Source organism: Alphaproteobacteria bacterium, assembly GCA_037200005.1.
In the GTDB taxonomy this organism is placed as follows: domain Bacteria; phylum Pseudomonadota; class Alphaproteobacteria; order UBA9219; family RFNS01; genus JBBCGY01.
Window position 1 is genome coordinate 107,052 of sequence record JBBCGY010000002.1, and the last position, 23,588, is coordinate 130,639.

At 58.1% G+C, this 23,588-nt stretch carries 27 protein-coding genes and 1 pseudogene; 19 read left to right on the forward strand and 9 right to left on the reverse strand.

Features of this window, described 5'->3' with window-relative positions:
- Window positions 1-77: 77 nt before the first annotated feature.
- The 6 genes from WDO70_10165 (at window position 78) to WDO70_10190 (ending at window position 5,129) form a co-directional block, all read left to right on the forward strand.
- Window positions 78-1,100: an NAD(P)H-quinone oxidoreductase gene (locus WDO70_10165; GenBank protein ID MEJ0063534.1), complete on the forward strand. Its 1,023-nt coding sequence runs from the start codon at window positions 78-80 to the stop codon at window positions 1,098-1,100.
- Window positions 1,101-1,218: 118 nt separating this feature from the next.
- Complete coding sequence (locus WDO70_10170) at window positions 1,219-1,947, forward strand: cell cycle transcriptional regulator TrcR (protein MEJ0063535.1); 729 nt, start codon at window positions 1,219-1,221, stop codon at window positions 1,945-1,947.
- Between the two features lie 18 nt (window positions 1,948-1,965).
- Window positions 1,966-3,012 carry an NAD(P)/FAD-dependent oxidoreductase gene (locus WDO70_10175; GenBank protein ID MEJ0063536.1) on the forward strand — a complete coding sequence of 349 codons (1,047 nt, stop codon included), beginning with the start codon at window positions 1,966-1,968 and terminating at the stop codon, window positions 3,010-3,012.
- A 17-nt stretch (window positions 3,013-3,029) separates the two neighbouring features.
- Complete coding sequence (locus WDO70_10180) at window positions 3,030-3,344, forward strand: 2Fe-2S iron-sulfur cluster-binding protein (protein MEJ0063537.1); 315 nt, start codon at window positions 3,030-3,032, stop codon at window positions 3,342-3,344.
- Between the two features lie 102 nt (window positions 3,345-3,446).
- The gene (locus tag WDO70_10185; GenBank protein ID MEJ0063538.1) at window positions 3,447-4,187 is read left to right on the forward strand and encodes a DUF5765 domain-containing protein; all 741 of its coding nucleotides are present in this window, start codon (window positions 3,447-3,449) and stop codon (window positions 4,185-4,187) included.
- A gap of 27 nt (window positions 4,188-4,214) precedes the next feature.
- Window positions 4,215-5,129, forward strand: a complete 915-nt coding sequence (locus tag WDO70_10190) for a nitronate monooxygenase (GenBank protein ID MEJ0063539.1) — start codon at window positions 4,215-4,217, stop codon at window positions 5,127-5,129.
- On the opposite strand, the gene WDO70_10195 is transcribed toward WDO70_10190, so the two are convergent.
- Window positions 5,126-5,476: a hypothetical protein gene (locus tag WDO70_10195; GenBank protein MEJ0063540.1), complete on the reverse strand. Its 351-nt coding sequence runs from the start codon at window positions 5,474-5,476 to the stop codon at window positions 5,126-5,128. The genes WDO70_10190 and WDO70_10195 overlap by 4 nt on opposite strands.
- A gap of 85 nt (window positions 5,477-5,561) precedes the next feature.
- On the reverse strand, window positions 5,562-6,656 hold the full coding sequence (locus tag WDO70_10200) for a hypothetical protein (GenBank protein MEJ0063541.1): 1,095 nt from the start codon (window positions 6,654-6,656) through the stop codon (window positions 5,562-5,564).
- A gap of 260 nt (window positions 6,657-6,916) precedes the next feature.
- On the opposite strand from WDO70_10200, the gene WDO70_10205 reads away from it, so the two are divergent.
- Both WDO70_10205 and WDO70_10210 read left to right on the forward strand, forming a co-directional pair.
- On the forward strand, window positions 6,917-7,924 hold the full coding sequence (locus WDO70_10205) for a hypothetical protein (GenBank protein MEJ0063542.1): 1,008 nt from the start codon (window positions 6,917-6,919) through the stop codon (window positions 7,922-7,924).
- A gap of 60 nt (window positions 7,925-7,984) precedes the next feature.
- Window positions 7,985-8,233 (forward strand): DUF2312 domain-containing protein, encoded by a 249-nt coding sequence (locus tag WDO70_10210; GenBank protein ID MEJ0063543.1) that lies wholly within the window; start codon window positions 7,985-7,987, stop codon window positions 8,231-8,233.
- A gap of 3 nt (window positions 8,234-8,236) precedes the next feature.
- Here the strand turns inward: WDO70_10210 and WDO70_10215 are convergent, their stop codons facing one another.
- The gene (locus WDO70_10215) at window positions 8,237-9,193 is read right to left on the reverse strand and encodes a DMT family transporter (protein ID MEJ0063544.1); all 957 of its coding nucleotides are present in this window, start codon (window positions 9,191-9,193) and stop codon (window positions 8,237-8,239) included.
- Between WDO70_10215 and WDO70_10220 the strand changes: the two genes are divergently transcribed.
- From WDO70_10220 to WDO70_10235, 4 genes are read left to right on the forward strand one after another with little or no spacing between them, the layout of a single operon-like run.
- Window positions 9,152-10,195, forward strand: coding sequence for an aromatic ring-hydroxylating dioxygenase subunit alpha (locus WDO70_10220; protein MEJ0063545.1), 1,044 nt, complete (start codon window positions 9,152-9,154; stop codon window positions 10,193-10,195). The two genes, WDO70_10215 and WDO70_10220, sit on opposite strands and share 42 nt — an antisense overlap.
- Window positions 10,183-11,001: a YdcF family protein gene (locus WDO70_10225; GenBank protein ID MEJ0063546.1), complete on the forward strand. Its 819-nt coding sequence runs from the start codon at window positions 10,183-10,185 to the stop codon at window positions 10,999-11,001. The genes WDO70_10220 and WDO70_10225 overlap by 13 nt, the downstream gene beginning before the upstream one ends.
- A complete protein-coding gene (locus WDO70_10230) occupies window positions 10,998-11,951 on the forward strand; it encodes a lytic murein transglycosylase (GenBank protein MEJ0063547.1) in 954 nt (317 codons plus the stop codon). Before WDO70_10225 ends, WDO70_10230 begins: the two co-directional genes overlap by 4 nt.
- A 3-nt stretch (window positions 11,952-11,954) precedes the next feature.
- Window positions 11,955-12,935: a septal ring lytic transglycosylase RlpA family protein gene (locus tag WDO70_10235; GenBank protein MEJ0063548.1), complete on the forward strand. Its 981-nt coding sequence runs from the start codon at window positions 11,955-11,957 to the stop codon at window positions 12,933-12,935.
- 4 nt (window positions 12,936-12,939) lie between these two features.
- Here the strand turns inward: WDO70_10235 and pyrD are convergent, their stop codons facing one another.
- The 5 genes from pyrD to WDO70_10260 form a co-directional block, all read right to left on the reverse strand.
- Complete coding sequence (gene pyrD / locus WDO70_10240) at window positions 12,940-13,935, reverse strand: dihydroorotate dehydrogenase (quinone) (protein ID MEJ0063549.1); 996 nt, start codon at window positions 13,933-13,935, stop codon at window positions 12,940-12,942.
- Window positions 13,932-14,984, reverse strand: coding sequence for a dihydroorotase (locus WDO70_10245; GenBank protein ID MEJ0063550.1), 1,053 nt, complete (start codon window positions 14,982-14,984; stop codon window positions 13,932-13,934). The genes pyrD and WDO70_10245 overlap by 4 nt, the downstream gene beginning before the upstream one ends.
- A gap of 70 nt (window positions 14,985-15,054) precedes the next feature.
- Window positions 15,055-16,077 (reverse strand): methyltransferase domain-containing protein, encoded by a 1,023-nt coding sequence (locus WDO70_10250; GenBank protein MEJ0063551.1) that lies wholly within the window; start codon window positions 16,075-16,077, stop codon window positions 15,055-15,057.
- A gap of 106 nt (window positions 16,078-16,183) precedes the next feature.
- Entirely contained in the window at window positions 16,184-16,582 is a 399-nt protein-coding gene (locus WDO70_10255; protein MEJ0063552.1) for a hypothetical protein, read from the reverse strand.
- Between the two features lie 51 nt (window positions 16,583-16,633).
- A complete protein-coding gene (locus tag WDO70_10260; protein ID MEJ0063553.1) occupies window positions 16,634-16,885 on the reverse strand; it encodes a hypothetical protein in 252 nt (83 codons plus the stop codon).
- 129 nt (window positions 16,886-17,014) lie between these two features.
- On the opposite strand from WDO70_10260, the gene WDO70_10265 reads away from it, so the two are divergent.
- Complete coding sequence (locus tag WDO70_10265; GenBank protein ID MEJ0063554.1) at window positions 17,015-17,527, forward strand: hypothetical protein; 513 nt, start codon at window positions 17,015-17,017, stop codon at window positions 17,525-17,527.
- Here the strand turns inward: WDO70_10265 and WDO70_10270 are convergent.
- Entirely contained in the window at window positions 17,524-18,681 is a 1,158-nt protein-coding gene (locus tag WDO70_10270) for a bifunctional 2-C-methyl-D-erythritol 4-phosphate cytidylyltransferase/2-C-methyl-D-erythritol 2,4-cyclodiphosphate synthase (protein ID MEJ0063555.1), read from the reverse strand. The genes WDO70_10265 and WDO70_10270 overlap by 4 nt on opposite strands.
- 240 nt (window positions 18,682-18,921) lie before the next feature.
- On the opposite strand from WDO70_10270, the gene WDO70_10275 reads away from it, so the two are divergent.
- The 6 genes and pseudogenes from WDO70_10275 (at window position 18,922) to WDO70_10300 (ending at window position 23,517) form a co-directional block, all read left to right on the forward strand.
- Window positions 18,922-19,782 carry an outer membrane beta-barrel protein gene (locus WDO70_10275; protein MEJ0063556.1) on the forward strand — a complete coding sequence of 287 codons (861 nt, stop codon included), beginning with the start codon at window positions 18,922-18,924 and terminating at the stop codon, window positions 19,780-19,782.
- Window positions 19,783-19,913: 131 nt separating this feature from the next.
- Window positions 19,914-20,927 (forward strand): tRNA dihydrouridine synthase DusB, encoded by a 1,014-nt coding sequence (dusB, locus tag WDO70_10280; GenBank protein ID MEJ0063557.1) that lies wholly within the window; start codon window positions 19,914-19,916, stop codon window positions 20,925-20,927.
- 29 nt (window positions 20,928-20,956) lie between these two features.
- Window positions 20,957-21,190, forward strand: a pseudogene (locus WDO70_10285) (helix-turn-helix domain-containing protein).
- 101 nt (window positions 21,191-21,291) lie between these two features.
- Window positions 21,292-21,987 carry a hypothetical protein gene (locus WDO70_10290; GenBank protein ID MEJ0063558.1) on the forward strand — a complete coding sequence of 232 codons (696 nt, stop codon included), beginning with the start codon at window positions 21,292-21,294 and terminating at the stop codon, window positions 21,985-21,987.
- The gene (locus WDO70_10295; GenBank protein MEJ0063559.1) at window positions 21,944-22,915 is read left to right on the forward strand and encodes a HAMP domain-containing protein; all 972 of its coding nucleotides are present in this window, start codon (window positions 21,944-21,946) and stop codon (window positions 22,913-22,915) included. Before WDO70_10290 ends, WDO70_10295 begins: the two co-directional genes overlap by 44 nt.
- On the forward strand, window positions 22,912-23,517 hold the full coding sequence (locus WDO70_10300) for an ATP-binding protein (protein MEJ0063560.1): 606 nt from the start codon (window positions 22,912-22,914) through the stop codon (window positions 23,515-23,517). Before WDO70_10295 ends, WDO70_10300 begins: the two co-directional genes overlap by 4 nt.
- Window positions 23,518-23,588 lie beyond the last annotated feature (71 nt).

The following is a 23,588-nucleotide window of genomic DNA, read 5'->3' on the forward strand; positions in this document are numbered from 1 at the left end:
TATATCGGTAATGTCGGCAAGATTGAAAGCAACGCTTTGCGATAATAAAACAGAACTTTTTCGGAGTAAATTGCATTTTGACTGCTTTCGGCAACCGCTATAACCTTTTCCGGATGCAGACCATTGTCATCTCCACTTCCGGCGGGCCTGAGGTTCTGCAGGCCGCCGAGCGGCCCATCCCGGAACTGCAGCCCGGCCATGTGCTGGTGCGCGTCGCGGCGGCCGGGATCAACCGCATCGACATTTTACAGCGGCGCGGAAAATATCCGCCCCATGCTGGCGCGCCGCAGGATATTCCCGGCATGGAGGTTTCCGGCACCGTCGAAGCGGTTCATGAAACATGCCTGCGCTACCGTCCCGGCGACAAGGTCATGGCGCTGCTGACGGGCGACGGCTATGCCGAATATGTAGCCGCGCCGGAAGATTTATGTCTGCCCATTCCCGCTAATATAGCTGTCAGGGACGCTGCCGCGCTGCCGGAGGCGATGTTTACCGTATGGGCGAATTTATTCGTTGCAGCTTGCTTGCGGCCCAGCGAAACCGTCCTGATTCACGGCGGCGCGAGCGGCATCGGCAGCATGGCGATCCAGATGCTTCGCGCCCATGGCGCCCACCCGATTGTGACGGCCCGCAGCGAACAAAAATGCAAATGGTGCGTGGAATTAGGCGCCGAGCTTGCAGTCAATTATCAAGCCAGCGATTTTGCCGCTGCGATCAAGGACTACACGCAGGGCAGGGGAGTCGATGTCATTCTGGATATGATCGGGGGCGACTATTTGCCGCGCAATATATCGTTACTGGCTCCCCGAGGCCGTCTGGTGTGGATCGGCGCGCAGCGTGGCGTTAAAGGCGAGGCCGACATAACCCGAATCATGCAGCAGCGGCTGGTTATCACCGGTTCGTCTCTGCGCGGGCGCACCGTTGCCGAAAAATCGCGTCTGGCCCGCGAAATCGAACGGCGGGCCATGCCATGGCTGGTCAAAAAAGCGATTAAGCCGGTGATTTATAAAGTTTTTCCATTAAATATGGCTGCCGAAGCGCATAAAACTCTGGAATCGGGCGAACATCATGGTAAGATACTGCTCGAAGTCGCCGTTTGAGTTTGCATTGCGAATTTGCGGCGTATCTTAAATCGATCCCGATAACGCATGTTTTTGGATCGTCCGGTTGCCACCGTGGCCGGAGGAGAAGATTTTTTTGTTCTAAGGAGAGAAGAACATGGCGCATCCCCTGATGCCGAAAGCGACCGCCGTATGGCTGGTCGAGAATACGAAACTGACGTTCGACCAGATCGCCGATTTTTGCGGCATGCATAAGCTGGAAATCCAGGCGGTCGCCGATGGCGAAGTTGCGACCGGCATGATCGGCATGAGTCCCATCGTGTCCGGGCAGCTGTCGCTCGAAGAAATCGCGCGCTGCGAGGCCGATCCGCGCACCAAGCTGAAAATGCTGCGCAGCGACTTGCCGCAGCCGGTGGCGCGCAGCAAGGGGCCGCGCTATACGCCGGTGACCAAGCGCGCCGACAAGCCGGACGGCGTGGCGTTCCTGGTGAAAAATCATCCCGAATTGCTGGACGCCCAGATCGCGCGCCTGATCGGCACGACCAAGGATACGATCGAGAAAATCCGCAGCCGCGCGCATTGGAACAGCGCCAATATCAAGCCGCGCGATCCTGTCCTTCTGGGACTCACGAAGCGCAGCGATCTCGATGCCGCTCTGCGCAAGGCCGAACGGCGCCTCGCCCGCGAAGCCAAGGCCGCAGGCAAAGACGCGCCTGAAGCCATTCCTGTCAGCCGCCCAATGCCTGAAGACCTCAATCTGGTGGCCGACGAACCGCAGGTCGAGGAAGATTTTTCGCCTACCAATCCTTTCGGGAACAGCGATGCGCCCGCTAACGATAGTCCCGCCAATGACGATATGCCGCCGGCGACGGGAACGGGGGAATAAAAGGGGAGCCAGAGGATTATGGAACAAACGCAGATTCATACGACGGACGCCGTCATCATCGGTGCAGGCCCGGTCGGCCTGTTCTCGGTATTCGAGCTCGGCCTGAACGACATCAAATGCCATCTGGTCGATATTCTCGACAAGCCCGGCGGCCAATGCGCCGAGCTTTATCCTGAAAAGCCGATCTATGACATTCCGGCCGTTCCGATTTGCACCGGACAGGAACTGACGGATCGCCTGATGGAACAGGCCGCGCCGTTCAATCCGGTCTTTCATTTCGGGCAGATGGCCGAAAGCCTGCAGCAGACCGAAGACGGCAAATGGCGTCTGACGACCGATCGCGGCACGATTATCGAAGCGAGCATCGTCGTGCTGGCGGCGGGAGGCGGCAGCTTCGTTCCCAAAAAGCCGCCGATCAAGAATATCGACGCTTATGAGACGAAATCCGTCTTCTACGCCGTTCGCAAGATGGAGCATTTCAAGGATAAGGACATCGTCATCGCCGGCGGTGGCGACAGCGCGCTCGACTGGACGCTCAGCCTGCAGCCTTTGGCGAAATCGATCACGCTGGTGCATCGCCGCGACGATTTCCGCGCCGCGCCGGATAGCGTGGCGAAGATGCGCGCGCTGGTGGCCGACGGAAGGTTGCAATTGAAGATCGCGCAAATCCTCGATCTTAAAGGCGACGAAGGCCAATTGAGCGCCGTGATCATGAAAGAAGACGGTGGCGCGGCCTATGACCATGCCTGCGATACGATGCTGGCTTTCTACGGCCTGACGATGAAGCTGGGGCCGGTGGCGAATTTCGGCATCAATCTTCACGAAAATCTGATCCCGGTCGAGACGGCAAGCTATGAAACCAATGTCCCGCGCATTTTTGCGATCGGCGACATCAATACCTATCCCGGCAAGATGAAATTGATCTTGTCCGGATTCCACGAAGCGGCGCTGATGGCGAAGAAAGCCTTTTCTTACATCCATCCCGACCGGCGCTACCGCTTCCAGTACACCACCAGCAGCAGCGACTTGCAGACCAAGCTCGGCGTCGCCGAAGCTGCAGCTTAAGCGCGGAGTTTAAGAGTATGAAAATCGTCGTTACCGATACTGAAGGCAAGACCCAGGACATGCACGCCGTCGAAGAGTGGAGCATCATGGAGATCATTCGCGAAGGCGGATTGCCGATCCTGGCGCAATGCGGCGGGTCATGCGCTTGCGCGACCTGCCATGTCTATGTCGATCCGGAGTGGAAAGACAAACTGCCCGAAGCGAACGAAGAAGAAATCGGCATGCTCGATGGCGCGTTTGAAGTTACCCAGGATTCGCGCCTCTCTTGCCAGCTTATCTTCACCAGCAAGCTCGACGGCATCAAGATCAAGCTCGCGCCCGGTTCGGTTTAGGACAGCAGGGCGGGACGTCCAATTAATTGGTTGTTCCCGCCATAGAATCGCTCCAGTATGCAGCCGCAGCCGATCAGGCTGGGTTGTTTTCAGGTACAAAAAATGTGCTGGTCAGGCGAAGCCTCCGCAGCCCTTGCCGTGGTGGGGCTGTCCAGCACGGCGTATGCTGTCTATAAAAAAGAGCCGGAAGTCCTGTGGGTGAGCCTCGGCTATTTCTCGCTGATGGAAGCCTTGCAGGCATATACCTATACCGTCATCAACCAATGCAGCCTGCCCTCCAATCAGATATCGACCCTGCTGGGCTATCTCCACATCGCGTTCCAGCCTTTTTTCATCAACGCCGCCTCGATGTATTTCATCAACGATAAAGTGGCGAAAAAAATCCAGCTGCCGGTTTATTTCATATGCTTCGCAACCTCCATCTATACCTTGATCCAGCTTTATCCCTTCGACTGGGCCGGCCAATGCGATCCCAGGAGAGTGATGTGCGGTAAAAGTCTTTGCTCGATCAGCGGCACCTGGCATATCGGCTGGTCCGTGCCTCTTAACGGCATCGGCAATTCCTTGATGGAGACGGGAATTCCCATGATCAGGAGCGGCTTTTCCGGCTATATGATCGCCGGATTCCTGCTGCCCTTGCTATACGGATCATGGCGCTTTACGGTTTACCATCTGATGTTCGGGCCGACTCTGGCGGGACTTCTAAGTTCCGATCATAATGAGCAGCCGGCGGTCTGGTGCCTGCTTTCGATTGCGTTGCTGCTGGTCGTTGTCAAGACCCCGATCCGCAAGTTGCTGTTCGTCAGAGACTGGTGGCTATGGCCAAAAACCGCCATGGCCTGAGATCGCGGAATAGCCGGAGAAACGGAAATGAGCCTGGTTTCTTTTCAGCATTTGCGCTTGCCGGTCATCGCGGCGCCCATGTTTCTCGTGTCCGGGCCGGAGCTTGTCATCGCCGCTTCTCAGGCGGGCATTATCGGCGCATTTCCCGCCCTTAACGCGCGCACGACGGATGAATTCGAGCAATGGCTGCGAACGATTAATAACAGTTTGCCGCAGCTCGGCAGTTACGCGGTCAATCTGATCGTTCACAAATCCGTGCCGCGCACCCCGGATGATTTACAGGTCTGCATTCGCCACAAAGTTCCCATCGTCATCACGTCGCTCGGCGCGGCCAACGAAGTCGTGGAAGCGGTGCATAGCTACGGCGGCATGGTTCTTCACGACGTCATCTCGGAGCATCATGCCGAGAAAGCCATCGCGGCGGGCGTCGACGGCCTGATACTCGTCTGCGCTGGAGCCGGAGGCCATGCCGGAACCTTGAATCCGTTCGCCTTCGTCGCGACGATACGGCGCATGTTCAAAGGCATGATCATTCTATCGGGAGGCATCACTGACGGGCGCGGTATAGCGGCGGCGCGGGCTCTGGGCGCGGATTTCGCCTATATGGGTACGCGCTTCATGGCTACGGCGGAAAGCCGGGCCAGCGCGGCTCATAAGCAGATGATCCTGGATTGCGGCATGAAGGATATCGTAGGCACGCCCGCCGTTTCGGGCGTGTTCGGCAATTTCCTGCGGCCCAGCCTGGAGGCGGCAGGTATCAATCCGTCGGATATCGCTCATCTTCCCAAACTTGATCTCATGAACGAGCACAAGGCCTGGCGTGATATCTGGTCGGCGGGGCAGGGGGTCGGCGCGATCACCGACATACCGAGTGTCTCTTCCCTGGTGGAAAGACTGCATAAGGAATATATGGAAGCGGTCGGCAGCCTGAAGCCAATCTAAATCGGCCTGCCCGACGATGTCGCCCGATCATAGGCTTCGGCGATCTGGACGCGCATTTTGACGCGGAGCGCGATACGATCCTGAACCGCTTTGGGCAGGTCGCCCATTTTCAGGATGTTTTTTCTCAACAGGGCGGTGATCACGTCTTCGACCGCGCGCGACATGTCCATGTCGGTGCGGCGCAGTTCGCTGAGCGCCTCGTCGACCTGCTTGAGATCGACGCCGCGCGCCTGCATGAACGCCATGAGTTCGGGATGGCTATGCGGCACGAATTCCGTGCCGGGCACCTCCCTGGTCGTCGCTCTGATGATGACTTTAGTGACAGGATCGCGGGAAATGAAGGGCATGACAGCAGACTCGATGCTCTATGGGTGAATATCCCATATAGAGCGCCAATTCCGGTTCGCGCAAGGGGCTAAAGGGGGACTTCTGTCATGGCGCGAACGGGAGCGCCGTCTGATATTTATGATATAAGGTGCCGCCTGGTCTGCATACAGGAAGAACGCCGTAGCTTGCGGCACCTTTGCTGATGGCAAGAGGCATTGTCCTGCCTTCCTTGTCCCTTAATTCTTTTTCTTCTCTGCCGTTTGGAGCCCACCGGCTGTCCAATAATTTCCGCAGCATGATTTCGAGGCCGGCGGCAGCTTCGATCACCATGGAATCATCGATATTCTTGCCGGAAAGCTTATGTCGGAGTTCAAATTCGACAGTCGTGCGCTTGCCGCGATACTTTACGCCCGTAGTGTCAAAGTTCTGGAGAGCGAATAAGGCTTTTATGTCGGCGCCCGGCAAGGCTTCAAGAAACTTGGTTTTTTTATCGATGCAGATTTCCAGACATACATATGCCTGAGATTCTTGCATTTCCTTGGTTGGCTTCGCCTCAGGCAAACCGGTCTCCGAATTCCAGTATGTATCGATGAACTGGCGCGGCTTATTGGAAAACGTGGCGGTCTTAGGCGTGGCGATAAGGCGGCTTAAATTCTCGCTACCCATCGCGCCGCGCAGTTCTTCGCGGATTGCTTCAGGAAAATGCTCTTCCCTGACCTCTCGGAGTCTTTCGTATCCTGGGACTTGGATCGCTCTTTCGAGCTCCCGACGAATTGTCAAAGGATGCGCCAGATTGCCATGGATTCTGCTCGTAAGCTCGTCGCTGACTGCCTGCAATTCCGGAATGCGCCGCTTGGTGCTGAAGATGGTCGGAAATACGACGCCCTTTTGGGTGGAGGCGCCATTCCGGGCGCGAAGCGTGGCATGACTGCCGAAGATGCTTAGATCGTTATCATCGAGATACGTAGTACAAGGAAATGTCGCATCGACGGGAAATTTAAGCGTATCGACAAAATGCCAAAGGATAAAGTCGCCTTGTCGATTGGTGATATCGTATGAATTTTCGGCTTCGATTGTCAGGTCTCCGGCAATAAGCCGGGTGCTCGTTCCAGGCGCCCTGTCTATGGGCGTCGATGGAACTACTCGCAAATATTCCGGTCTTAAATAATCTCGCCTTAAATCCAGAGCGCTTTCCGTCATGGCAACCCGTCAGCAAAACAGTTTGGATAAATGACCTAACCAATAATTCCGAAATCTTCCACTATTTCTATAAGGGACAAACGCCGAAAGTAATAGTGATTCGATTGGTTAATTTGCCCATCCGCAAAAACTTTTTTCGGCGGCAACCTTGCCGCGCAACGCGCTTTCCGGCTCGCCCGGTTTTGCCCTTGTCAAGCCATCCGTCCTATGGCTATCTCTTTGCCATGGCGTAAGAATCATATCGAAAGAGGAATCTCCGCATGACGGCTGTTACGCGACCTGTTGCCCGGTTTCTGGCGCTCGCAGCGATTGCTGTATTCGTCGCGTCTTGCGCGACTCAAAGCCATGAAGCGCTGGATGCGCGCCCGAGGCTGATGGCGCCCGTTCGCACCATCGCCATCGCGACAATCAGCACCCGTCCGAGCCTCGCCTCGCCTTTGTTCACCGGCCATCGCGGCGAACTGATCGGCGTTCTCAGCAAATACGAATATGAACTGACAAACGCGCTCACCAATCAAGGATTCAATGTCATTGCCGTCAGCAACAGCGGCATGATCTACAACGACAACAATCTGGAGTACGAGCTTGCCTATCTCCACAACCGGCCTGAGTTCATGGTCAAGACTCGCGGCGAGGATGATGTGCAGGCCGAGGCGCGCCGTCTCCGGGCATCGTCGAACCGCCTGATCGGTAAAGTCGATGACATGACCACGTTCTATGAATCGCGCGATCCGGTCGACCAGATCACCAGCCCGAATACGCGGATTTTTCCGGAAATCGGCGTCAATTATCGCATGACTCTGCCGCGCTATACCGGGAAGGGCGGCACGATGGACAACCGCTTCATGTCCGACGCGGCCCGCATGGCGATCGGAGAAATCACCCGCGACATGGGAGCCGACGCCTATCTTTTGATCGATGGCAACCTGGTGCTTTCGGCGCGCAAGGAGGGCTACATGCTCATGGGCGCGACCGGCGGCTCGCGCTATGCCACCTTTGACGGAACGGCGGCGCTGGTTCGCAATGACGGCGCCATCATCAGCGTCGATTGGCTGCGCAGCGAAGCGGGGGTTCCTTTCGGCGGTTCGCTCCAGGATCGTTTCACCACCGAACGCGGCTCCGGCATCGCGGGCTTTCACAAGCCGGTCGATCAGTATGGCCTGCTGGAAGCCAGCTATCAGGCGATCCGCGTCGCGGCGACCGATCTGGCGGCGCTCTATGCCGAATATCGCGCCGACGGCCGGAAAGACATGGCCAAAGGCAAATAGCTTTCCCCGGAATGGCGTTTGTGCTTAATTACCGGCACACCCTCTATTTCGGAGACTGACATGCCTGAAGCCAGCGGCAATTTTTCCGCCGACCGCCTCAAATCTTTCGTCAAACGCATCGAGAAACTCGAAGAAGATAAGGCAGCCCTGCTTGCCGATCTTCGCGACGTTTATGCCGAAGCGAAAAGCACCGGCTTCGATCCCAAGATCATGCGCCAGGTCGTCCGCCTGCGGAAAATGGAAGACCAGAAACGGATCGAGCAAACCGAATTGCTGGAGCTTTATCAATCCGTGCTTGGAATGGGATAGGGCTTACGCGGCTGCGGCAGGCTCCATTTTGAGGAGCACGAAGGAAGCGCCGACAATGAGCAGGGCGCTCGCGCCAACCCACGGCGTTAGCGGTTCCTGGAAGATCATGGCCGCGAACAGGATCGCATACACAGGCTCCAGGGCCACGAAACCGCTGCATGTGCTCGCGGACAGCCGTTTCAGAGCATAGAAATAGAGCTGGTGCATAAGCGCCGTTGTGACCACGCCCAGCAAGATCAGCCATAGCCACTCCGCCGCATGGCTCGGCTGCGGCGCGGCGAAGAAAAGGCATGGCGCCGACAGAACAAAGACAACGGCGTTTTGCAGCAGAGAAATACGCCGTGGCGACAAGGCTTTCGCCAAATTTTTGCTGGCATAGCCGAACCATGCGAAAGTAACGGCGGAAGCAATTCCGGCGCCGATTCCCAGCAGATTGCCATTGTCATTCGCGGGTTTAACCAGCAAGCTAACGGCAAAGATAATTGCCGAAGCCGCTACGATTTCGGCCCAACGCGGTCTTCGCCGCTCAAAAAACGTCTCTATCACGACCGTAAATAAAGGGAACGCGGCAAATGTCAAAGTGGCGACGGCGACCCCGGAAATTTGCACGGAGGCGAAGAACATCAGCCAGTGAACGGCTAGAATAGACCCAGTGATAAGCAGGGGAGGCCATTGGTCGCGGGAAGAAACGCCGATGCTCTCTTTCTTGAAATACCCGAAAACGGATAGCGCCAGAGCCGCAAATCCGGCACGCAAGCCTACGATCCAGAAAGGCGATATGTCGAGCTTGCCATACAGGGCGGCGCTGCCGAAAACAACGGCCGCTATGTTAATGGCGATAAGCCCCTGGGTGCGCGGTGAGAGATTGTCCATTAAAGCAAGCTGGAGTATGACTTTGAGGCACACTATAGGCGATTGATGGCCCACGAACAATTCTTCCTTCGCAATATCTGGTATCATGCGCTGCCTTCCGCGGCGCTGAAGCCGGGAGGTATGGTTTCCAAGCTGCTGCTCGGCGAGCCGGTCATATTCTGCCGCAAGAATGACGGGCAGGTTTTCGCGTTGCGCGACGTCTGCCCGCATCGCGGCATTCCCTTGTCTTACGGCAAGTTCGACGGACAGCAGGTGGAATGCTGCTATCACGGCTGGACGTTCGACGGAGCGGGGCGCTGCACATGCATCCCGGCGCTGACCGGCCATGAGAATATCGAGCCGGGCAATATCGCCGTCCGCAGCTATCCGGTGCGCGAAGCCTCCGGCAATATCTGGATTTACATGACGGAGCCGCAAACCAAAGCGCCGCAACAGTTGCCCGATATCCCGCAAATCCCCGATTTTTCCGCCGGGCCGCAACTGACCGAGACGATGGAATTTCCCTGCTTCATCGATCATGCCGTTATCGGCCTGATGGACCCGGCGCACGGCCCGTTCGTGCATCAATCCTGGTGGTGGCGCTCGCGGCGCTCGATCCACGAAAAGGCCAAGGCGTTCGGCCCGGAATATCTCGGTTTCGCCATGCGGCGGCACAAGCCATCCTCAAATTCCTTCGCCTATAAAATTCTCGGCGGCGCGCCAGAGACGGAAATCCGCTTCATGCTGCCCGGCGTGCGCATCGAGCATATCGCGGCGGGCGCGACGCGCGTCGTGAACCTGACCACGGTCACGCCGATCGACGCGCAGCGCACGGCAATCACGCACAGCATCTATTGGAACTGGCCGGTTCTCAGCATGCTCAAGCCCGCGCTGCGCGTCTTCGTGCGCCGCTTTCTCGGCCAAGATCGCGGCGTCGTGATCAAGCAGCAGGAGGGACTGCGCTATGAGCAGAACCTCATGCTGATCCGCGATTCCGACACGCAGGCGCGCTGGTACTACCAACTGAAGAACGAATATGTCCGCGCTTTGTCCGACGAGCGCGCCTTCGTCAACCCGGTTCCCGAAACGGTGCTGAAATGGCGGAGCTGATATACCGGATCGGCAAATGGGTGGGGTTTCTGGCCTCGCCTGGACATATTCTTCTCGCTTGGCTGGCCGTCGGCGCGGCGCTGCTGTTCGCGCCCAAAGATTCATGGCGGAAAGCGGGACGCTTTTTGGTCGCGGTTGGCGTGGGGGCGGGCGTCGTCATCGCCGCTATTCCCTTCGGTGTCTGGGGCGTCACGATGCTGGAAAATCGCTTTCCGCAGCCGCAATTGCCGCCGCAGGTGGCCGGGATCATCGTTCTCGGCGGCGGCGAGCGCGAAGAAGTCGCCGCGCTGCGCGGAATCGATAAAGGCGGCAATGGCACGATGAGCCGCCTGCTGCATTTCAAGCTTCTGGCCGAGAAATATCCCGATGCGACGCTGGTTTTCGCCGGAGGTTCCTCGAGCCGCGCGAAGGACAAGAATAACGATTTGCGCCAGGCCGATATCGCCCGCGCCACGCTGCAGGACATGGGGCTGCGGCGCGAGGTGATTTATGAAAACAGTTCCCGGACGACATACGAAAACGCGGTGAATAGCGGCGTCCTGGTCGGCGACAAAAAGAAAGAGCCGTGGATTCTGGTTACCAGCGCATGGCATATGCCGCGTGCGGTCGGAACCTTCCGCAAGCAAGGCTGGAACGTCATTCCCTACCCGGTCGATTATAATACGACAGGCAGCATCGGATCGCTGATCCGCATCAGCTTCGTGGGAAACATAAACGGCCTGAACGCGGTCATGCGCGAAACGATAGGCATGGCGGGCTACTGGCTGACCGGACGCAGCGACGAACTGTTTCCGGGGCCGCGATGATAAAAAAATATCTCGCCCTCTGTCTTATCTTGTGGAGCGTCCCCGCCCATGCTGTCGATTTCGATGCATGGATGCGCGATTTCCGCCAGGACGCCACGCAGGCGGGCATAAGTGCGCGCGCTCTTTCGGCGCTTAACGGCCTTGCGCCCGATGCTGACGTTATCGAGCTCGACCAGAAACAGCCCGAGCACAAAATCACTTTCGCCGAATATCTCCCCAAGGTCATGTCCGCTGATCGCATAAGGCGGGGCAAAAGACTGCTGGCGGAGCATGAAGCGCGTCTGGATAAAATTGAAGAGCGTTATGGCGTGCCGGGAAAATATATCGTCGCGCTTTGGGGGATCGAATCGAGCTTTGGCGTCAGTCCGGGAAATTTCTCGGTTCTGCAATCCCTCTCGACATTAGCCTATGAAGGCCGGCGTGCCGATTTCTTTCGCGGAGAACTGCTCGATGCGCTGCGCATCCTCGACAGCGAGCATGTCGGCCCGGATGTTCTGAGCGGTTCCTGGGCCGGAGCGATGGGGCAATGCCAGTTCATGCCTTCGACGTATTTGCGCTACGCCGTCGATGGCGACGGAGACGGCAAGCGCGACATATGGAACAGCCTGCCCGATATCTTCGCTTCCATGGCGCGCTATTTGCAGGCGGAGGGATGGAAAGCGGGGCAGGAATGGGGCATGGCGGTCAAGCCGCCGCGCGCCGTCGCGCCGCGCCTTGTCGGCCTCACGCAGGCTCAGCCGTTAACGGTTTGGAAAAAATTAGGGTTTAAGAGTATACATGGAGAGATTCTGGACGCCGACTCGGCAACCATGTATTCCTTGGTGCAGCCGGACGGTCCCAAAGGTCCAAGCTATCTGGCGGGTAACAATTTCAAAACCCTGATGCGATGGAATCGTTCTACCTATTTTGCGACGACAGTCGGGCTGCTAGCGGATCGAATCGAGCCATAGGCCATGTCCACATCCATATATAAGAATCTGTCACTGCTAGTTATGCTGGGATTGCTTGCCGGCTGCGGAAGCTTTTTCGGCGGCAAGGATTCCGAAGCGCCGATCACCGCCGCGCCAGTCTATAAAGTCGGCGACCCGTACACGATCAACGGCGTCCAATATTATCCCAAGGAAGATTTCAGTTATGACAAAACCGGCCTTGCCTCATGGTACGGGCCGGGATTTCATCATGGCCGCACCGCGAACGGCGACCGTTTCGACAGCAATGAACTGACTGCGGCGCATCCCACCTTGCCGATGCCGAGTCTGGCGCGGATTACCAATCTTGAAAACGGAAAATCAATCGTGGTCAGGATCAATGATCGCGGCCCGTTTTCGGGCAAGCGGCTGATCGATGTCAGCCGCCGCTCGGCGGAATTGCTGGGCTTCGCCCAACAAGGCACCGCCAGGGTGCGGGTGCAGGTTCTGCGTGACGAGAGCATGGCCATCGCCGAGGCCGCCAAGCATTACGGCGCGAGCGCGGCGGGGCGCATGTATGCGAGTTCCACGTCGGTTTCTTCCTATGCGGCTCCTGCCGTTCCGGCGGCTCCGGTCGGGCGCGTGAGCGAGCATGTGACCGTTAGCCAGCTGCCTGCGCCTGTGGCAGTGCCTGAAAAGGCGCCGCCGCCGGTATCATTGCCGCCCGTCGTCCGCATGGCGGCAAATGCTGCCGTTCTGCCGCCCACCGTTCGTCCCATGGGCGCTCCGGCGAGAACCGCATCGCGCCTCTATGTTCAGGCGGGTGCGTTCAAGCGCGAGGAAAACGCCAACAAGCTAAAAATGCAATTGACGAAATTCGGCCAGGCTACGGTCAACCAATGCCTGATCAACGGCGTGGAATATTACCGGGTCAGGCTGGCAGTCGAGAGTGCCGCCAAGGCGGACAGCCTGCTGCAAAAACTCGCGCAGCTGGGCGTCGAAAATCCGAAAATCGTGACGGATTGACCGCCTAATTTCTTAAACATCTCTTGATCTCATCCAGCAGCCCCGGGCCTTGATAGGTCAGGCCGGTATAAAGCTGAACGACGTTCGCTCCCGCCTTCAGCACCCGCAGCGCGTCCGCGCCGCTCTGGATGCCGCCGCAGCCCATGATCGGCGCGTCGGGGCCGAGGATGCGCCGGATTTCGGCGACCATCCAGCATGTCGTCTCCAGCAAGCCCGGCCCGCTATATCCGCCCACCGGCTTGCCGCCATGTTCGGGCCATTTCGTATCGGCGCGCAGCAGATGCTTCTTGTCATGGGGAACGGTGTTGGTCGCCACGATGCCGACGGCCCCCGCCGCTTTCGCCGCTTCGACCATTTCCGTTAAAACCGCGCCATCGTTTGTCGGCCCTAGTTTGAGCAGGACGGGGCAGGGAGCCGCCGCTTCGCAAACCGCCGTTATCTGTTTCGCTATGGCCTCGATCGCATGTCCGGCTTCATGCGCGACATTGGGGCATGAAGCGTTCAGCGTCAGGTAATCGGCCAGTGGCGCGCAGGCTTCGGCGACGGTTTTGAAATCATCAAGATTGCCTTCGGGCGAACCGATGCTCACGCCGAGTATAAGTCTTTCGCGCTCGGGCGTTTCGGAAAAGGCGCGCAGGTTTTCAACGAAAGGCGCAAGCCCGTCGCCGGGAAGCCCCATCCAATTAATAAGACTTCCGCCATCGCCGAGACGCCAGACGCGCGGCGTCGGGTTGCCTTCGCGCGGGTAAAGCGTGACCGTACCGGCTTCGACAAAGCCGAAGCCCATTTTCGTCCAGCCCTTGAGCGCTTCGGCTTTTTTTTCCGCTCCCGCCGCGAGGCCGATGGGATTGGAAAAGCGTTTGCCGAACAGCGTAACGGCAAGCGACGGGTCATCCGGCGGCGCGGTCGATCCCAGTCCGCATTTGAGCGCCAGGATTGTCGCCTTATGCGCCGTCTCCGGTGGCAGGAGATGGAGAGCATGCAAGATCATCTCCATCATGCGATGCTCCATGCCATCGTCACAGGCCCTTCGGCGTCGTCGGATTTCATGCCGAGCGGCAGGGGAACGATATCGCCTGCCGGTGTTTTCAGTTTGCCGACTTTCTGCTCGGTTTTCGTCAGCGTGAAAGTTTCCTTGGAAGGCGCGAAGCCGTAAAAAGCCGGGCCGTTGAAGCACAGGAAATTCTTGAACGCCTCTTGCGTAGCGGTGGCGTTGAAATCCGCGCCCGCCATCTCGAACGCTTCGGCATATAATTGCGGCGCGATGCCGCCGGTATAGCATCCCGCCGCGCAGCCGCAGGGCGTGACCTTTTTCGCGTGAGGCGCGCTGTCGGTTCCGGCGAAGAATTTCCTGTTGCCGGACGAAATGACGGCGGCACGCAAAGCATCGCGGTCGTCGGCGAACTTCACCAGCGGCATGCAGAACAGATGATATTTCAATCCCTGAACCAGATGGCCGACAGTATAGATCAAATGCTGCGGCGTCACGCTGGCGGCGATATTGTCTCCGGCCTTCGCGACGAAATCGGCGGCGACTTTGGTCGTGACATGCTCGCAGACGATTTTCAGCTTGGAAAATTTGTCGGCGGCGCGCGGCATACGCTCGCGGTAGAATAATTCCTCGGCATTGGTCGAGCGCGAAAAATAATCCTCGCCGGGCAATCCATGTTCCTCGCCATGGACGCAGAGAACGACACCTGTCGCTTCCATCGCCGCGAAGACGCCGTTGTCGATGAAGGTAGTGAAGGGACGGCCATGCTCGGAGCCGGTAGTGCCGTGCGGCGGGTAGTATTTACAGGCTTTCAGGATGCCGCTCTTGGCTCCCGCCTCGATCATCGCCGGAGTCGTGTCCTGGGTCAGATAAAGCGGAACGATCATATTTTCAAAAGCTTCGCCGCCCACGCTCAACAACTGCGCGAGGTATTCCTCGATGCTCCAGCAGGGCAGGGGATCGGCGGCGAAGACCTTGGCGACCGGAGGTTTGGTATTCGGCATCGCGAGAATTCCCGCGCAGCCCATCTTGAGGTGATCCTGAATCAGCGCAGGCACAATCTCGCCTTGGCGAAAATGGGCGTGCAGATCGTGCCATTTGGGAAGGGTAAGGTGCATACGAACGTTTCTAGCCGTTCGTATGCACCTTATGCAAGACGGTAGATGGGCGAAGCATGGGCCGTGATGGCGATGCGCCGGTTTCGGCGTCATATTCCAAAGGCGACCGCAGGGCGATCGGCGCGTTGATGTTCTGCATCGGGAAAGGATCGGGTCGCAAAGGAGCCTGGAAAACCGCGCCGACGTAAGGCAAGGCGATGATGCCGTCCTTGCTGTGCTTATCGAACCACTGTTCCTGGAGAGCGGTCACGGCTTGAGCGAATTCCGCCGGATCGGCGGGTTTGAAGGAATAGCTGCCCAGCCAGCTTCCCACTTCATGCCGTGCAAGCTGAGAAGTCTGAACCGGCAGTATATCTGAAACTCGCATGTCTTCGGCGGACATCCATGGCTGGAAATGATTGGGAGCGAAATATTCGGCATTCAGCAGCGGCGTTTTGCTCGCGGCGTATTTCGGGCAATTCTGCAGCAACACGTCATGCAGGTCGCGCGTTATTTCCATGTGTGGATCGGGATTGTAATACCAGACGGAAACACGCGGGCGCGCATCGTCTGGCAGCAAGGCCTGCCAATGGGCGCGCGCCACTTCTTCGGCGTTCGTTTCTTCCGAACCCGCTGGACGATATTTGTCCGAAAATTGTCCCTTCATCGTGTGCAAAGCTTGTGCGGCGACGACTAGATCGACTTTTTCCGGAATGCCGGTGTCCATGGCGTTACCGGAAAGGAAAATCGCTTCTCCTTGCGGAATTTCTGCCAAATTTTTCTTGGCCTTTTCGAGAAGCTCGGCATTCGGCTCGACAACATAAACCTTGCAACCGAGCGCCTTGAAAACGGCGGCATCTGACCCGGAGCCCGCGCCGATGCTGGCGACGATGGGAGGGCCGCCTGTCAGCGTATTGACCCATTTGTTATCCAGGCGCGCGATTCCAGCCTTGAATAAGCTGTGGAGAGCAAATTGTTCAGGCCAACGCGGCCTGTGTGCGTCGTATTGGCCTTCCTGGCCCTTGAAACTGTATGTATCGTTGGCTTGCGGCATAATAACTTCCATGAATGAGAGCCAGTTTATCAAGGCTCATTTAATAACATGATAAACCGGTTAAGCGACTTAGTTTAATTACTTTCGTGGTTAATTTAGTTACGCTTTATGTCGGCACGATCTTCCGGCGAAATGGAGCGGCATGAGAGACGCGAAGCGGGGGGCGGGGCGGCGGGCGCGTGGACAGGGGGGCGATCGGCGGGCCGAAGCCGCGCAGTAAAGGCTCGTCGAGCGTCAATTTCCGCTCGTCGATATGGCCTTGAAGCGCGGTGATCAGATCGGGGCGGGCGCGGGCGACATCGCTTAAACGCCATTGGAGGGCAGCCGCCAGACTGCCCGGGCAATTGAAGGCGAATTCAACAAATCGTTCGGCTGTCGTTATGCGGCGGGCGGCAAGGGCGAGCGCAATATCCTCGGGCAAAACCAGCGCGCCGTCGCGAATATAGGCGTTGAAATCGCCCGGCTGCGAAACTTCTCCCGATGCGGCGACGATAGGCAATGGCATGGGGGCACATTTTAAAGCGTCAAACTCTTGCCGTCACGCCCTATCTTCTGTTTACAGAATGGGCCGCACGCCAACGCGAATAAAGCTGGACAGAATTTGCTGGGATGGGCGGATAGAGCAATGATCCGTGCCGTCTTTGCCGCCTTTGAACGACACCACTTCATTGGAGGCCGTCGTAAAAAGCATTCCGGCATTAACGACTTCATGCTCCCAGGCTGTGTAGCGTTCCGGCGGCAGTTTATGTTTCTCTTTGAGATTTTCCAGAAGATCCGGACGCATATGCCGGTTCTTGATCATTTTCATGCCGATGCCGAAACGGGTCGACCATAACCGCCATGGAGGTGACCCCGCATATGGGTCGAGGGAGGAATAGGGGCAGTCATAATCCCGATGCCAATGCGCTTCTCTGACAAAATTTGGGCTAGGCTGGTCTTGGGCAAAGGCAAGGCCTATAGCGACGTAACGATCAGCATGCTTCTTATAATCTCGTTCAAGAAAATCGGCCGTCAGGGGAATAGATTTCTCGATCTGTATGAGCTGTCCGGCAGACAGGCGGTTCGTGCCGGCGATAGCCTGCGCCGTAACAATCGCCGCGGCATCGCGAAAGGGATGCAACGCTTTGAGATTATAGGCAGTCTCTACGGCCCATATATTGATAGAGAAAGGGCTAAGCCGCGGATCGGGGGCGAAGGCGCGCTGCTGAGCCGAAGTCAGCCAGCCCTCACGCGATGGATAATTTTCTTGCTCGGCCAGGTTCCGCGAAATATATCGCGCTCCATAATCGGCATGGGATATTGTTGTGGTCGGCTGCATAAAAATTCCAAGGCTAATCAATCAAAAATACACTCGAGCGATTTTGCAAAATATCCGCAGATCGTGAAGGCGGCAAGCGCCACAATACTTTCATGTCGGCGACGGATGACGGTTAACGCCGCGGCCTTTTAAACATGCGGCAATCTCACGGTCGCGACCGCCTGCGCGACGATGCCCTCCTCGCGGCCGGTGAAGCCGAGCCTTTCGGTGGTGGTGGCTTTCACCGCCACGCGCGACAGGTCGATCTCCAGCATTTCGGCGAGCTTGGCCCGCATGGCTTCGCGATGCGGGCCGATCTTGGGCTGCTCGGCCAGAATCGTCACGTCCAGATGCGCGATGGTGCCGCCGCGCTTGCGCACCAGATTGGCGGCGTAATGCACGAAATGCGAGCTGTCCTTGCCTTTCCACTGCGGATCGGTATTGGGAAAGTGCGAACCGATATCGCCGTCGCCGAGCGCGCCGAACAGGGCGTCGCATACGGCGTGGAGCGCAACGTCGGCATCGGAATGGCCTTCCAGCATCTTCGTGTGCGGAATCTTCACGCCGCAGAGATTAACGAACTCGCCGGGAATGAGCGCGTGAACGTCATAGCCGAAGCCGGTTCGTATATCGTCCATTTGTTCCCCCAAAAGGCGCGCGGCGCGGCCCAGATCGTCAGGATTGGTGATTTTCATGTTGTCGGGATTGGAAGGCACCAGCATCACCGGAATGCCCGCTTTCTCGGCCACGGCGGCGTCATCGGTCAGCGATGCGCCCCGGGACGCGCGATGCGCGGCCAGGATCGCCGGATAATGAAATCCTTGCGGCGTATGCGCCTGCCACAGGCTGGTACGGTCGATGGTATCGGTGATGACGGCGCCCGTGCCGCGCTTCAAGGTATCCACCAAAGGCTTGGCCGCGATGGCGCCCTGGTTGTTCTTAAGCGCCGTGCAGACGGCGCTGATGGTTGCCGCGTCGATCAGCGGGCGGGCGGCGTCGTGAATCAGGATATTGTCCGGCGGATCGGCGGCCAGCGCTTCCAGCCCGTTCAGCACGCTCTGCTGGCGAGTATTGCCGCCCGGCACCGGGTCCGGCAGGCCGAGGTCGCCGACGGCTTTGTCGTACAAAGTACGATGCTGGGGGCTGATCGCCACCATGACGCCGCTGATATCGGGATGTTGCAGGAAAGCCAGCACGCTACGCCGCAGAATCGGCTGTCCCGCCATGTCCATATATTGCTTGGGAATAGCGCCGCCGAACCGTTCGCCGCTTCCCGCGGCGACAATCAAAGCCATAATTTTACTCATGCGCAGCGTTTATTAGAGTTTTGCGCCGCGCACAACAGAAAAGGTATTTCATGAATTTACCAAGGTTAATTTTTGAGCATGCCTGCCCTATAGTGTTGCACGGGAACAACGCTCACCCAGCTTGTTCCTAAGGCGATTAACCAAATTGTTTTTCTGGTTGCCTCGATATAAAAGACGGGTCATAAGACTTCATCTGGATTCCTTATCTCCCGCCATCGTCCAACCTCCAAGGGCAAAACCATGAAAAACTCGAAATTCCTGATCGCGGCCATCGTATGCGGTATTGCCGTAGCCGTGGCTCCCGTATCGGTAAAGGCCGCTGCCGCGACCCCTACCGCGACTGCGCCTGCTAAAAAGGCCAAGAAGCACAAGAAGACCAAGCCGCCGGTTGTCGCCGTTGCCCCAGTGCCCGGCGATGGTTTTGCTCCTGCTCCTGCAGAAGCGCCTAAGCCGCGCTATACTGGTTTCTATGTCGGTGCGCATGGCGGTTATGGTTGGGGTGACTCAGATTGGACGTTCATCGATGCCGGGTCGACGGCCAGCCATGGCATAAACGGCGCGCATATCGGCGGCCATGTTGGCTACAGCTATCAATTCGCCAACAACATCGTTCTCGGCGTTGAAGGCGCTGGTTCATGGGTTGATTGGTCGGGCGAAAGCGTATGCCCTAATCCTTCCGCCCGTTGCCGGACGAAGCTGTATGGCGTAGGCGATGCCACGGTTCGCGCTGGTTATGCTTTCGAGAATGTGCCCTATATCGGCAATATCCTGCCTTATGTCAGGGGTGGCGTCACGATGGCGGGAGCGGAAAGCTTCGTGTCTTTCCCCGGCGCGGAAGCGTTTAACGAAACCAGCCATCACCGCAACCTGTTCGGCTATACGGCCGGCGGCGGGTTTGAGTATGCGCTGTGCCCGAAGACGTCGGTTGCGGCCGGATACGACTATCGTGACTACGGCACCAGCAAGTTCGACATGGTGCGGGCTAACACCCATGCATTTGTCGAGCGCGTCCGCGAACACGACGTCGAGCACTCGGTCTACTTCGCTGTGAATTATAAGTTCAGCGACTATGCGCTTGGCCCCGTCGAGATGCCCTGGTAAGCTGGAGCTTATCAAGCTCTAACAATCTTAAAGCCCGGCCAGTGATGGCCGGGCTTTTTGTTTGTGGAGAGAGTTGGAAACTGGTATATCCTATGCATAAATTTTATGCAGAGCGGACCTAACAGTTTCACATGTCAGATAAAATTTTGCTCAAGCCGATTAAAATCGGCGATCTGGAAATAGCGGAGCCGGTTTTCCTCGCACCGATGTCGGGCGTCAGCGATATGCCGTTCCGCCGCCTGGTGAAGCGTTTCGGCGCGGGGCTGGTCGTGTCGGAAATGATCGCCAGCGAGGCCATGGTGCGCGAAAACCGCAAAACCCTGCATATGGCCGACCACACCCCCGACGAATATCCCATCGCCCTGCAATTGGCGGGATGCGAGCCGGGCGTCATGGCGGAAGCCGCCAAGATGAACGAAGACCGGGGCGTCAATATCATCGACATCAATTTCGGCTGCCCGGTGAAAAAGGTCGTCAACGGCCATGCCGGCTCTTCGCTGATGCGCGACGAGATTCATGCGGCGCGTATCCTGGAAGCGACCGTCAAGGCGGTCAAAATTCCGGTCACGCTTAAAATGCGCATGGGCTGGGATCACCAGAATCTGAACGCGCCGAACCTTGCCCGGATCGCCGAAGAATGCGGCATCAAGATGCTGACCATCCATGGCCGCACGCGCTGCCAGTTCTATGAGGGGCAGGCCGACTGGAAATTCATCCGCCATGTCAAAGACGCGGTCAAAATCCCGGTGATCGCCAACGGCGATATCCTGGATTTCGCCGACGTGACCATGGCGCTGGAGCAATCCGGGGCCGACGGAGTCATGATTGGGCGCGGCACCTATGGCCGTCCGTGGTTCGTGCGGCAGGCCATCGATTTCCTGCGCACCGGCGAGGCGCCCCCGCCGCCCTCCCTGACGCAGCAATTGAGGCTGATGCTGGAGCATATGGAGGCGATGCTGTCGCATTACGGCGTCCATGCGGGCATCAAGATCGCGCGCAAGCATATCGGCTGGTACAGCAAGGGGCTGCCTGAATCGGCGGCTTTCCGGGCGCAGGTCAACCGGGTGGAAGAGCCGTCGGCCGTGCGGCGCATGATCGAAGAATTTTACGACGGACTGTTATCCGTACCGGCGGTGGCGGCATGAACGATATGTCGGCAAACAAGGCCCAATCCGGCCTCTCGGCCATGATCGAACATCACCTGCGCGATTATTTCGCCGCGCATGAAGGAATCCTGCCGAGCGCCGGCCTGTATGACCGCATCCTCCAGGAACTAGAACGCCCGCTGCTGACGCTGACGCTGCAAGCCTGCCAGGGCAATCAGGTCAAGGCCGCGCTTCTTCTCGGCATCAACCGCAACACGCTGCGGAAAAAAATCCGCCTGCGGGGCATCAAGGTGAAGCGGGGACGTCCGTTAAGGGACGACGAGCGCGAAATCATCGAAAGAGCCACGGCGCTGATTGCCAATAATCCGACGCTGCGCCACTTGCTGCCGCGGGAGAAAAGCCAATGAATACCGTGACCGCGACATCCGGCGGCTTCGCGCGCTTCGGCGAATGGGCCAGGCGCGTGCGGCTGCGCGCGCGGCTGGCGATTGCCTTGACGATTGCCGCCGCCATCGCGGGCATCGCCACCTATGCCGCGATGACGGAAGCGCCGTTATTGACGGGCGACCGCGCCAATCTGACGGCGCTGCTGCTGCTCGATCTGGTGCTGCTGCTGCTGCTCGCGGCGCTTATCGCGCACCGGCTCGTCAAGATTTTCGTGACGCGGCAGCGCAATCAGGCGGGATCGCGGCTTCACGTCAAGATGGTCAGCGTCTTTACGCTGCTCGCGGTTACGCCTTCCATCATTGTCGCCGTCTTCGCCGGAGCCTTCTTTTATTTCGGCGTCCAGGCATGGTTCACCGACCGGGTTCGGACCGCCGTCAATGAATCCCTGGAAGTCGCCCAGGCGTATCTTAAGGAACATCAGCAGGTCTTGCGCGCCGACGCGCTCGCCATGGCCAGCGACATTAACCGAGAAGCCTTTCGCGTCAGCGAAGACCGCGTGCTGTTTGCCCAGCTGGTGGCGGCGCAGGCGTCGGTGCGCTCATTGACCGAGGCCATCGTTTTCGACGGATCGGGAAAAATTCTGGCGCGGTCGGGGCTTAGTTTTTTCCTTGAGCCTGGAGCCGATCACGGACGATATGCTCGAGCGCGCTAAAAAAGGCGAAGTCGTCCTGCGGGTCAGCGACGGCGACGCCAGGGTGCGGGCGTTGCTGCGGCTGGATAATTTCATCGACGCGTATCTTTTCGTCGGCAGGCTGGTCGAGCCGAAGGTGCTCGGCCATATGGCGACCACCCAGGGCGCAGTGATGGAGTATAAGGAGCTGGAGGCGAGGCGAACCCGGATCGAAATCGTCATCACGCTGGCCTTCATCATTGTCGCGGTATTGCTGCTGCTGGTCGCGGTGTGGTTCGGGCTTAATTTCGCCGGGCAGCTGGTACGTCCGATCGGCAGCTTGATCAGCGCGGCGGAGCGCGTGCGGGCCGGAGACTTGACCGCCCGCGTCAGCGAGCAGGATACCGATACGGATAACGAGCTTGGCGCTCTTGGCCGGTCTTTTAACCGCATGACCAGCCAGATCGAAAGCCAGCGCAATGAATTGATCGAGGCGAACCGCCTGCTCGATCACCGGCGGCGCTTTACCGAGGCCATTCTGGCGGCGGTTCCGGCCGGAGTTATCGGGATCGACGCTCGGCAAAGCGTCACCCTTATCAACAACGCCGCCAGGGATTTATTCCAGTTCCGGCAGGACGCCGTCCTTGGCCATCAACTGACGGATGTCATACCCGAGCTTGAGGAGATTTTGGACAAGCTCCCTCCGGGCGCGAGACAGGCTGAAGGACAAATCGAAGTGCGGCGCGAAGGACAGCCGACGCGAACCCTGCTGGTGCGCATTGCCGCCGATATCGTTGGCAATGAAACCCGGAGTTTCGTGGTCACCTTCGACGACGTCTCCGATCTGTTATCGGCACAGCGCAAGGCGGCCTGGGGCCGACGTGGCGCGCCGCATCGCGCACGAAATCAAGAATCCATTGACTCCCATTCAACTTTCGGCGGAACGCTTGCGGCGGCGGTATCTGCATGAAATCAAATCCGATCCCGAGACTTTTCATAGCCTGCACCGATACCATCGTGCGGCAGGTCGACGATATCGGACGCATGGTGGACGAATTCTCCGCTTTCGCCCGCATGCCTTCGCCGGTCTTGATGGAGCATGACATCGTTCAGCTGTGCCGCCAGGCCGTGTTCATGCATAACACAGGCCGCTCCGACATCGTTTTCGAGCAGGATTTGCCCGCGGAGCCGGTTATCGCGGTATGCGACGGCCGCCAGATCGCGCAGGCGCTCACCAATATTCTCAAGAACGCGACCGAGGCGGTGGAAAGCCGCATGGCGTCGGAAAACGCGGCACAGCAGACCGGACATGTCATCTTGAAGCTCGACGCCGACCAGGACAAAGCAAGAATTACGGTTGCGGACAATGGCCGTGGCTTGCCGATCGAAGACCGGCATCGTTTGACCGAGCCTTATGTCACCACGCGCAGCAAGGGAACCGGACTCGGTCTGGCTATTGTCAAAAAGATCATGGAAGACCATCATGGTTCGCTGGAGCTTGACGATCGCGCGGGAGGCGGGGCGGTCGTAACCCTGACCCTGCAGCGGCAGAGTCAGATTCAAGCAGCGTAGGCACTGGTATGCGAATGTAAACTAAAGCATAATGACCATCTTCGTTGATTCGAATTCCCTAGAATTCCTCA

What these genes read in the sequence shown, in the direction of transcription:
- WDO70_10250 (MEJ0063551.1), bottom strand. Translation starts at nt 16,077, where the DNA reads ATGCCGCAAGCCAACGATACATACAGTTTCAAGGGCCAGGAAGGCCAA.
- WDO70_10275 (MEJ0063556.1), top strand. Translation starts at nt 18,922, where the DNA reads ATGAAAAACTCGAAATTCCTGATCGCGGCCATCGTATGCGGTATTGCC.
- WDO70_10210 (MEJ0063543.1), top strand. Translation starts at nt 7,985, where the DNA reads ATGCCTGAAGCCAGCGGCAATTTTTCCGCCGACCGCCTCAAATCTTTC.
- WDO70_10205 (MEJ0063542.1), top strand. Translation starts at nt 6,917, where the DNA reads ATGACGGCTGTTACGCGACCTGTTGCCCGGTTTCTGGCGCTCGCAGCG.
- WDO70_10225 (MEJ0063546.1), top strand. Translation starts at nt 10,183, where the DNA reads ATGGCGGAGCTGATATACCGGATCGGCAAATGGGTGGGGTTTCTGGCC.
- WDO70_10180 (MEJ0063537.1), top strand. Translation starts at nt 3,030, where the DNA reads ATGAAAATCGTCGTTACCGATACTGAAGGCAAGACCCAGGACATGCAC.
- WDO70_10190 (MEJ0063539.1), top strand. Translation starts at nt 4,215, where the DNA reads ATGAGCCTGGTTTCTTTTCAGCATTTGCGCTTGCCGGTCATCGCGGCG.
- WDO70_10230 (MEJ0063547.1), top strand. Translation starts at nt 10,998, where the DNA reads ATGATAAAAAAATATCTCGCCCTCTGTCTTATCTTGTGGAGCGTCCCC.
- WDO70_10170 (MEJ0063535.1), top strand. Translation starts at nt 1,219, where the DNA reads ATGGCGCATCCCCTGATGCCGAAAGCGACCGCCGTATGGCTGGTCGAG.
- WDO70_10195 (MEJ0063540.1), bottom strand. Translation starts at nt 5,476, where the DNA reads ATGCCCTTCATTTCCCGCGATCCTGTCACTAAAGTCATCATCAGAGCG.
- WDO70_10255 (MEJ0063552.1), bottom strand. Translation starts at nt 16,582, where the DNA reads ATGCCATTGCCTATCGTCGCCGCATCGGGAGAAGTTTCGCAGCCGGGC.
- pyrD (MEJ0063549.1), bottom strand. Translation starts at nt 13,935, where the DNA reads ATGATGGAGATGATCTTGCATGCTCTCCATCTCCTGCCACCGGAGACG.
- WDO70_10260 (MEJ0063553.1), bottom strand. Translation starts at nt 16,885, where the DNA reads ATGAAAATGATCAAGAACCGGCATATGCGTCCGGATCTTCTGGAAAAT.
- WDO70_10200 (MEJ0063541.1), bottom strand. Translation starts at nt 6,656, where the DNA reads ATGACGGAAAGCGCTCTGGATTTAAGGCGAGATTATTTAAGACCGGAA.
- WDO70_10235 (MEJ0063548.1), top strand. Translation starts at nt 11,955, where the DNA reads ATGTCCACATCCATATATAAGAATCTGTCACTGCTAGTTATGCTGGGA.
- WDO70_10185 (MEJ0063538.1), top strand. Translation starts at nt 3,447, where the DNA reads ATGTGCTGGTCAGGCGAAGCCTCCGCAGCCCTTGCCGTGGTGGGGCTG.
- dusB (MEJ0063557.1), top strand. Translation starts at nt 19,914, where the DNA reads ATGTCAGATAAAATTTTGCTCAAGCCGATTAAAATCGGCGATCTGGAA.
- WDO70_10215 (MEJ0063544.1), bottom strand. Translation starts at nt 9,193, where the DNA reads ATGATACCAGATATTGCGAAGGAAGAATTGTTCGTGGGCCATCAATCG.
- WDO70_10300 (MEJ0063560.1), top strand. Translation starts at nt 22,912, where the DNA reads ATGAAATCAAATCCGATCCCGAGACTTTTCATAGCCTGCACCGATACC.
- WDO70_10220 (MEJ0063545.1), top strand. Translation starts at nt 9,152, where the DNA reads ATGGCCCACGAACAATTCTTCCTTCGCAATATCTGGTATCATGCGCTG.
- WDO70_10175 (MEJ0063536.1), top strand. Translation starts at nt 1,966, where the DNA reads ATGGAACAAACGCAGATTCATACGACGGACGCCGTCATCATCGGTGCA.
- WDO70_10270 (MEJ0063555.1), bottom strand. Translation starts at nt 18,681, where the DNA reads ATGAGTAAAATTATGGCTTTGATTGTCGCCGCGGGAAGCGGCGAACGG.
- WDO70_10290 (MEJ0063558.1), top strand. Translation starts at nt 21,292, where the DNA reads ATGAATACCGTGACCGCGACATCCGGCGGCTTCGCGCGCTTCGGCGAA.